Annotated in this window: 10 protein-coding genes and 1 tRNA gene; 5 read left to right on the top strand and 6 right to left on the bottom strand. The window is 33.8% G+C overall.

From position 1 onward, the window contains the following. Position 1 precedes the first annotated feature (1 nt). A tRNA-Lys gene (locus tag Q7C23_RS22770) sits at positions 2–74 on the bottom strand. 126 nt (positions 75–200) lie between these two features. On the opposite strand from Q7C23_RS22770, the gene Q7C23_RS22765 reads away from it, so the two are divergent. Further along, on the top strand, positions 201–719 hold the full coding sequence (locus Q7C23_RS22765; RefSeq protein ID WP_375034649.1) for a shikimate kinase: 519 nt from the start codon (positions 201–203) through the stop codon (positions 717–719). Here Q7C23_RS22765 and Q7C23_RS22760 read toward each other — a convergent pair. Together Q7C23_RS22760 and Q7C23_RS22755 are read right to left on the bottom strand one after the other, a co-directional pair. Then, complete coding sequence (locus Q7C23_RS22760; protein WP_194658473.1) at positions 711–1211, bottom strand: phosphoribosyltransferase domain-containing protein; 501 nt, start codon at positions 1209–1211, stop codon at positions 711–713. The two genes, Q7C23_RS22765 and Q7C23_RS22760, sit on opposite strands and share 9 nt — an antisense overlap. Before the next feature lie 96 nt (positions 1212–1307). Continuing rightward, positions 1308–1697: an RNA-binding S4 domain-containing protein gene (locus Q7C23_RS22755; RefSeq protein WP_072974177.1), complete on the bottom strand. Its 390-nt coding sequence runs from the start codon at positions 1695–1697 to the stop codon at positions 1308–1310. Positions 1698–1776: 79 nt separating this feature from the next. Here Q7C23_RS22755 and Q7C23_RS22750 point away from each other — a divergent pair, with 79 nt between their 5' ends. Further along, positions 1777–2868, top strand: coding sequence for an FKBP-type peptidyl-prolyl cis-trans isomerase (locus tag Q7C23_RS22750; RefSeq protein WP_375034648.1), 1092 nt, complete (start codon positions 1777–1779; stop codon positions 2866–2868). 87 nt (positions 2869–2955) lie between these two features. On the opposite strand, the gene Q7C23_RS22745 is transcribed toward Q7C23_RS22750, so the two are convergent. From Q7C23_RS22745 to Q7C23_RS22735, 3 genes are all read right to left on the bottom strand, one after another. Further along, positions 2956–3909 (bottom strand): transketolase family protein, encoded by a 954-nt coding sequence (locus tag Q7C23_RS22745; protein ID WP_375034647.1) that lies wholly within the window; start codon positions 3907–3909, stop codon positions 2956–2958. 87 nt (positions 3910–3996) lie between these two features. Further along, entirely contained in the window at positions 3997–4848 is an 852-nt protein-coding gene (locus Q7C23_RS22740) for a transketolase (RefSeq protein WP_375034646.1), read from the bottom strand. Positions 4849–5096: 248 nt separating this feature from the next. Continuing rightward, positions 5097–5396, bottom strand: coding sequence for a hypothetical protein (locus tag Q7C23_RS22735; RefSeq protein WP_375034645.1), 300 nt, complete (start codon positions 5394–5396; stop codon positions 5097–5099). Between the two features lie 432 nt (positions 5397–5828). On the opposite strand from Q7C23_RS22735, the gene tgt reads away from it, so the two are divergent. From tgt to Q7C23_RS22720, 3 genes are all read left to right on the top strand, one after another. Continuing rightward, positions 5829–6959: a tRNA guanosine(34) transglycosylase Tgt gene (gene tgt / locus Q7C23_RS22730; protein WP_375034644.1), complete on the top strand. Its 1131-nt coding sequence runs from the start codon at positions 5829–5831 to the stop codon at positions 6957–6959. Positions 6960–7061: 102 nt separating this feature from the next. Further along, positions 7062–8150 (top strand): LptF/LptG family permease, encoded by a 1089-nt coding sequence (locus tag Q7C23_RS22725; RefSeq protein WP_375034643.1) that lies wholly within the window; start codon positions 7062–7064, stop codon positions 8148–8150. Beyond that, on the top strand, positions 8137–9024 hold the full coding sequence (locus Q7C23_RS22720; protein WP_375034642.1) for a DMT family transporter: 888 nt from the start codon (positions 8137–8139) through the stop codon (positions 9022–9024). Before Q7C23_RS22725 ends, Q7C23_RS22720 begins: the two co-directional genes overlap by 14 nt. Positions 9025–9043: the final 19 nt, after the last annotated feature.

The following is a 9043-nucleotide window of genomic DNA, read 5'->3' as shown; positions in this document are numbered from 1 at the left end:
GTGACCCGACTGGGGCTCGAACCCAGGACCCCATCATTAAAAGTGATGTGCTCTACCAACTGAGCTATCGAGTCATTATGTTTCTTGAATGCGGGTGCAAATATAAGGAGTTTATTTTATTATTTGCAAGCATTTTTATTATAAATTTGTCTTTTTTTAACCAATGTTTACAACGCCCTAGTTTATAGGGTTTTATTAGAATGAAAAAAATCGTCTTATTGGGATATATGGGTTGCGGAAAGTCAACTATTGCCCAAAATCTTTCAAAAATTATAAATATTCCGTTTTTAGATTTGGATAAATGCATCGAAAAAAGAGCAAATTTGTCCATAAATGAAATTTTTGAGCAACATGGAGAAATCTATTTTAGAAAATTAGAACACGAAATGTTTGTTGAATTACTTCAATCTTCAGAAAATAACATTATCGGATTGGGTGGGGGAACTCCGTGTTATGCTAATAATCATTTGTTGCTTCAAAGAGATGATATTGTGTCGATTTATTTAAAGGCTTCAATAGCTACTTTATATAATAGATTAGTCCACAATAAAAGTAAACGTCCTTTGATTGCGAATATGGATGAAGAAGAAATGAAAGAATTTATCGCAAAACATTTATTCGATCGTAGCTTTTATTACAACCATGCGCAACATAAGGTTGTGGTTGATGATAAGACGGTCGAAGAAACGGTTGAGGATATTACAGCTTTATTAGCTTAAAAAGGCATAATCACCTTCTTTGTTGTCAAAAACAACCTGAACATGCTCGAGTAAAGAAGTCGAAAGTGAAATGCCTTTAAAATCGGCTTTTACAGGGTATTTTTTATGGTTTCTGTCTACAAGTACTGCTGTTTTGAATTTCTTAAGCGGAACGTCTAAGAAATGACGAACAGCATAAATTAATGTTGTACCTGAGTTTAAGACATCATCAACTAATACTAGACCTTTATTTTGGTATTCTTCTTTAGTTAAAGAAGTCTGAATTGGTAATTGTGGATTTTGTTTGTCAACCTTAACTTCGCAAGTAGAAACTTTAAGTGTTGAAATAGTGCTCAATGCAATGGCAATTTTTTCGGCAAAAATAGATCCGTTAGAAGCGATTCCGGCAATTACAACTTCTTCTTCATCAACAAAAGTCTCGTAAATTTGATAGGCGATACGTTTGATTTTGTGTTCGATTTCCTGATTCGTTAAGATGATGTTTTTGCTCATGATTTATTTTTTTTGCTAAAGTACAAATAAGAATTTTAGATTTTAGATTTTAGATTTCAGTTTTTGAAATGAAATTTGGGTTTTTTAAATTGGAATTTACTCCGTTTCCTCCTCATCAAAAATCTCGTTTCCATACTCGTCGATATCTCTTCGGTCTTTTTTGGTCGGTCTTCCTGTTCCGCTTTTTCTATAATGCTCCTTAGATAGTTTTAATAATTCTAAATGTGCATAAGCCTCTGCTGGTGTTTCGTTTTTACGATATATATCAACCAATTTTGCTCCAACGCGACTTTCAGGAATATCGAGTACAGTAATTATTTGCGTAATCTGATCTTTTCTGAAGGTGATTCTGTCTGTTGGGAAAACTTCCTTAGATGGTTTTGCAACCTGCCCGTTTACTGTAATATGGTTCTTTTTGCATGCCTCTGTTACCATGTTTCTGGTCTTGTAATAACGCACGCACCATAGGTATTTATCTATTCTCATAATTTTTCTAAAATCGAAGTTAAATTCTTTACAAAAATAAATCAATATTGTATCTTGCGCACCTAAAAAATTAACAATAATGAATAAATTTAAATATTATTTTATTTTATTGCTTGCAGGTGTTTCTTTGGTTTCTTGTAATAAAAGTGATGATGATGAAGTGGTTGTAGTGCCTTTGCGTGATTACAAAGAGCAATATAAGGCAGATAATGATTCAATTGAGAAATATTTAAAAACTAATTATATAATAGTTGATAAAGTAACTTTTGATGTAGAGATAAAAAAAATTCCAGCAGGAGGAACACAGATTTCTATTTGGGATCAACAAGAGTATCCTCTTGAACATAGAGATGTTTATAATCGTGACATTAATTATAAAGTTTATTATCTTACACTTAACAAAGGAATAGGTCAATCGCCTTGTAATACCGATCTTGTTTATACTTCATACAAAGGAAACTTATTAGATGGGACCGTATTTGATCAGTCATATGGTTTAGGCGTTGGTTTTGATTTATATGTTTATGCACCTCGTCCAGTAATTGACGGATGGGGAGAGATTTTTCCGCAATTTAAAACAGGTACTTCGACTGTTGCTGCTGATGGAGTTATAACATATGAAAATTACGGCGCAGGAGTTATGTTTTTACCTTCAGGGCTTGGTTATTTTGGTACTGCACAAACTGGTATTCCTACATATTCTCCACTTGTGTTTAGTTTTAAGCTGTTTGATCTTCAAAGGTTGGATCATGATTTTAAAGTAGTAGGAGGGCAGAGAACAGGTGCTCCGGACGGTGTTCTTGATTATTATGAAGATATTAATCACGATGGTTATAATTATAATTTGGAAGATAAAGTAAGGTTTCCAAATATGCCTAAAGAATTAATTGATGATACTGATGGTGATGGAATAGCTGATTTTATGGATTTTGACGATGATGGAGATGGATATGCTACCCGATTTGAAATAACAAAACCAGAAGGCGCTCCCGTTACAGGTATAAGTAAATATTACCCTTTTGATCCTATAGCAGATAATCCAAAGACGCCAAATACAGATGAAACGGAAACTTACGGGATCCCTGCATTCTCTGCAGCTGGAACCCCGGATTATACATCTCCAGGAAGAAAAAGAATTCATGTTGATAAGGATCATCATTCTGCTAAATAAAAAAAATATTCAATAATTTGAATTTTAGATAAAAAAAACCTCGAAATCACTTTCGAGGTTTTTTTTTATAAAGTAAGAAATTTGAAATTATTTTCTTTTGATAACTCTTTCTACAGCTTCAACAATCGCCTGATTGTTTAATTTGTATTTTTCCATTAATTGCTCCGGAGTTCCAGATTCACCAAAACTATCGTTTACAGCTACAAATTCTTGTGGAGCAGGAATGTTTAAAGCTAAAACTCTTGATACACTTTCTCCAAGACCTCCAAGAATGTTGTGTTCTTCAGCAGTTACTACACATTTAGTTTTAGCTAATGATTTAAGAATTGCTTCTTCATCAAGTGGTTTGATAGTGTGAATGTTGATTACTTCGGCAGAAATTCCTTTTGCTTCTAAAGCTTCAGCAGCAATAAGCGCTTCCCAAACTAAGTGTCCTGTTGCAACGATTGTTACATCAGTTCCTTCGTTTAATAAAATTGCTTTTCCAATTACGAATGGCTCATCAGCAGGAGTGAAGTTAGGTACTACCGGACGTCCGAAACGTAAATAAGCTGGACCGTGGTGATCTGCCAATGCTAAAGTAGCTGCTTTAGTTTGGTTGTAATCGCAAGTATTGATTACTGTCATTCCTGGCAACATTTTCATTAAACCAATATCTTCTAAGATTTGGTGTGTTGCTCCATCTTCACCTAGTGTTAAACCAGCGTGAGAAGCACAAATTTTTACATTTTTATCAGAGTAAGCAACTGACTGACGAATTTGATCGTAAACTCTTCCTGTAGAGAAGTTAGCAAAAGTTCCTGTAAATGGAATTTTTCCTCCAATTGTTAAACCTGCAGCAATACCAATCATGTTAGCTTCTGCAATTCCAATTTGGAAAAAACGCTCTGGGTGATTTTTTTTGAAATCATCAAATTTTAATGATCCAATTAAGTCAGCGCATAACGCCACAACGTTTTCGTTTTTTTGACCTAGTTCAGTCATTCCCGCTCCAAATCCTGAACGTGTATCTTTACTTCCTGTATTTGTATATTTTTTCATTTTTGTCTTTTATGAGATGCTAAGTTTCTAAGTGGCTAAGATTCTGAGTTTTGAACTGAAAACTGCACACCGAGACTGCACACTTTTTTAATAGTCGATTTGATCTGCAGAATAGTTTTGAGCTAAAGCACTTGCTAACTGATCGTTGTTAGGTGCTTTACCATGCCAAGCATGTGTGTGCATCATAAAGTCAACACCATTACCCATTTCAGTGTGTAATAAAATGCAAACTGGTTTTCCTTTTCCTGTTCTTGATTTAGCATCATTTAAACCTGCTAAGATTGCGTCGATGCTGTTTCCTTCTTTAATTTCTAGAACGTCCCAGTCAAAAGCTTCGAATTTAGCACGAAGACTTCCCATTGCTAAAACTTCGTCAGTTGTTCCATCAATTTGTTTTCCGTTAACGTCGATAGTTGCGATAAGGTTGTCTACTTTTTTAGCAGAAGCATACATAATTGCTTCCCAGTTTTGACCTTCTTGTAATTCACCATCACCGTGTAAAGTATAAATTAAATGATTATCACCATTTAATTTTTTAGCCTGTGCAGCACCAAGAGCTACAGATAAACCTTGTCCTAATGATCCAGAAGCGATACGAACTCCAGGTAAACCTTCGTGAGTTGTTGGATGTCCTTGTAAACGAGAATTTAATAATCTAAAAGTTGCAAGTTCTGAAATAGGAAAATAACCGCTACGTGCTAAAACGCTATAGAATACTGGAGAAATATGACCGTTTGAAAGGAAGAAAATGTCTTCTCCAATTCCGTCCATATCAAAACCTTCTTTGCGGTCCATAATATTTTGGTATAATGTTACCAAAAATTCAGTGCAACCTAAAGAGCCACCTGGGTGACCTGAGTTGACAGCATGTACCATTCGAAGAATATCTCTTCTTACTTGGATTGTTAAATCGCTTAATTGTTGTGTGTTAGGCTTCATTTTATATGTAAAAGTTAAACTGGAGCAAAAGTAATCGTTATTTTGCGGGCTGACAAATGATTTTTTGCTTTAGTTTGTCGGAATTGTTAAATTCCACCGCTTTTTTTATTGATTCTAAAAAAAAGGCTTAAATGTTTTAGATTTATTGAATGAGACCATTTAATCGTATTGTTTTTTATTGAAAGTTTAATAAAAAAAAGCCCCTTTTAGGGACTTTAATTTCATTTAGGGATTTATTTAATAGCAATTTAATTAGTATCTCCTTCACTATAGAAGTTGTTTTCTTCATCTTCGGAGCCAATTTCCTCTTGTTGGTCATCAAGTTCTGAGCCCGGAATGTCTAAGTCATTTCCGAGTTTATCGCTGTTTTGTTTCCATTCATGATTATCTTGATTAACAATTCTTTCTCCAGAAATATCTTCCGGATCAATGTCTTCTAGTTTGTCTTCCTGATTGTAAATATCTTCATTTGCCGGGTAATCTAAATTTTCAAGATTTCTTTCGATTTGATCTTCTTTTATTGGATTGTTATCTTCTGAGTTTATCATGATTTCTATATTTTAATTGATGTTAGTTTTGCTTTTTCTATTTCATTAAAGTTACATAATCAAAACGGGCATGTTGTTACATATTAATAAGAGGTTTGTTGTAACTTTTACATTTGATTGTTAATAAAAACGTCTTGGTCTTTGCGTTAGGGGTAGCAGCGGTATCTCCCGATTAACAAAAGCTACGGCTAAAAGCCTTGTTTTTCTAAATCGGGAGATATAGCGGATAGCCCGGCCGGAGGGAACGCCCAAATGAAAGTGACGAGTTAAATGTTAGAAGTTTCAGCTTTTCTTTATTTACTTCGCCAGTTCGGCAAAAGCCTCGTGTCAAGTTTCAAGTTGATCATTATCTAATTTTCTAATTGACAAATTATCTAATTACTTAATTTTCCCTGAAATTAGCTTATCTTTGCCGACTGAAAAAAGAAACAGATGAAGTTTGATTTATTACAAAAAGATCCGCAATCAAAAGCGAGGGCGGGGAGTATTACTACAGATCACGGCATAATTGAAACGCCTATTTTTATGCCTGTTGGAACGGTTGCCTCGGTAAAAGGAGTGCATCAGCGTGAATTGAAAGAAGATATTAATCCGGATATTATTCTTGGAAATACTTACCATTTATATTTACGCCCACAGACTGAAATTCTTGAAAAGGCCGGAGGATTGCATAAATTCATGAACTGGGATCGTAATATTTTGACTGATTCTGGAGGATATCAGGTATATTCTCTTTCGAATAATCGTAAAATTAAGGAAGAAGGAGTGAAGTTTAAATCGCATATTGACGGTTCATATCACTTTTTTACTCCGGAAAATGTAATGGAAATTCAACGTACAATTGGTGCTGATATTATCATGGCTTTTGATGAGTGTACACCTTATCCTTGCGATTACAGATATGCACAACGTTCAATGCACATGACACACCGTTGGCTGGATCGTTGTATTAATCATTTAGATAAAGTACCTTATAAATATGGTTATGAACAAACGTTTTTTCCGATTGTTCAGGGAAGCACTTACAAAGATTTACGTCGTCAATCGGCTGAATATATTGCAAATTCCGGACAACAAGGAAATGCTATTGGTGGATTATCAGTAGGAGAACCAGCCGAAGAAATGTACGCGATGACTGAAGTTGTTTGTGAAATTTTGCCAGAAGACAAACCTCGTTATTTAATGGGAGTTGGAACACCTATTAATATATTAGAAAATATTGCGTTAGGTATTGATATGTTTGACTGTGTGATGCCAACCCGAAATGCCAGAAATGGAATGTTGTTTACAGCAAACGGAACCATCAACATCAAGAATAAAAAGTGGGAAGCTGATTTTTCTCCAATTGACGAAATGGGACATACCTTTGTAGATACAGAATATACAAAAGCTTATTTACGCCACTTATTTGCTGCCAATGAATATTTAGGAAAACAAATTGCGACTATTCATAATCTTGGTTTCTATATGTGGTTGGTTCGCGAAGCTAGAAAACATATCTTAGCTGGTGATTTTAGACCATGGAAAGAAATGATGGTTAAAAATATGAGCCAAAGATTATAAAAAGAGTTTCAGGTTATTTTTGTTTCAGGTTTCAGGTTCAGTTGAGAACGTGAAACCTGAAACGTGAAACTTGAAACTTTTAAACTTGAAACTAAAAGTTTTATGCTGACTATAATAGATAAGTATATTTTAAAAAGATATTTAGCCACTTTCTCGGTGATGCTATTGTTATTTGCGCCGATTGGGATCGTTATTGATGTTTCTGAAAAGGTAAATAAAATGTTGGAAAACAAGATTCCGTTTATGGATATTGCGTTCTATTATTACAATTTTACGATCTATTTTATCAATTCATTGTTCCCGATATTTTTATTTTTATCGGTAATTTGGTTTACTTCAAAATTGGCTAATAATACAGAGATTATCGCTATTTTAAGTTCCGGAATTTCGTTTACAAGGTTTTTAAGACCTTATATTATTGGCGCAACGATCGTTTCTATTTTTGTGCTATTAATGGGATTCTTTATTGTGCCTGCAGCCAGTGAAGGCTATAATAATTTTAGATATACCTATTTAAAAGGAAACGGGAAAGAGCTCATGCGGGGCGAAAACACAAATGTTTACAGACAAATTAATGATAACGATTTTATTTTTGTAAACAGTTTTCAGGAAGAATCTAAAACAGCTTTTAATTTTTCATTAGAACATTTTGAAAAAGAGAAACTGAAATATAAAATTACAGCCAGCCGTATTAAATGGGACCCGAAAAAGAAAACTTATATTTTGTATGATTATACAAAAAGAACCGTTGGTGAATTGGGTGACATTATCGAAAAAAATCCTGAAAAAAGTATTCCTTTTAAGTTCGAATTAGAAGATTTAACTCCTGTGGTTTATATCGCTGAAACTTTGAGCCTTGGTAAACTGTATAAGTTTATTGATAAGGAAAGAAAAAGAGGTTCCGGAAATATCAATACCTATTTAGTTGTTCTTTATAAAAAGTATAGTGTACCGGTTTCTGCTTTTATTTTAACCATTATCGCTGTTGCAGTTTCGTCTATGAAACGACGCGGGGGTATGGGGATGAATCTTGCCATTGGAATTGCAATTGCTTTCTCTTTTGTGTTTTTTGATAAAATCTTTGGTACACTTGCCGAAAAATCTACTTTCTCACCTTTATTAGCTGTCTGGTTCCCAAATATGGTTTTCGGAATTTTGGCAGTTTACCTATTACGTAATGCGAAACGATAATTTAAAAAGTTACTTAAATCTTCATTTAATTGTTTTTATCTGGGGTTTTACTGCCATTTTGGGCGCTTTAATCACCATTGATGCTGAAAATTTAGTTTGGTTCAGAATGCTTCTTGCCGGAATTTTTCTTGCTGGATTTATAGTTTATAAAAAACAATCTTTTGCAATATCAGCCCAGTCTTTTGCCAAGTTAATTTTTGTCGGATTGCTGATTGCAATGCACTGGATTTTCTTTTTCAGGGCGATTCATGTTTCTAATGTTTCAATAACACTTTCGATATTTTCATTAGGAGCTTTTTTCGCTTCCTTACTAGAACCACTCTTTTATGGGAGAAAAATATTGTTATATGAGGTTTTCTTCGGATTGATAATTATTGCTGGTTTAGCTATGATTATGCAAGTTGAAGTTAAATACCTGAATGGAATGTATTATGCGTTGGCTTCGATTATTTTGGGAGTTTTATTTACCTTAATGAATGGGAAATTAATCTCTGATCACGAACCGTCTGTTATTACATTTTATGAATTTGGAGCGGGAGTTTTCTTTATTTCTATTTATTTTTTAGTACAAGGAAAATTCACTGCAGACTTTTTTACAATGTCATTAAACAATTGGATTTTATTGCTTGTTTTAGCGTCTGTTTGTACGGCTTATGCTTTTACGGCTTCTGTAAAAGTAATGCAGAAATTAACTCCCTATACCGTAATGTTAACGACTAATTTAGAGCCGGTTTACGGAATTATGTTAGCTTATTTTATTCTGGGAGGAAAAGAAAAAATGAGCAAGGAATTTTATATTGGCGCCCTGATAATTGTAATTACAGTTATCTTAAACGGCGTTTTTAAACATTATAAAAATAAGAAAGAACTGTAATAGTTTACTTATTTTTAAA

The organism is Flavobacterium sp. LAR06 (assembly GCF_041946075.1).
Lineage (GTDB): Bacteria > Bacteroidota > Bacteroidia > Flavobacteriales > Flavobacteriaceae > Flavobacterium.
The sequence above is the reverse complement of the archived record's forward strand: the minus strand, read 5'-3'. Positions and strand labels throughout refer to the sequence as shown.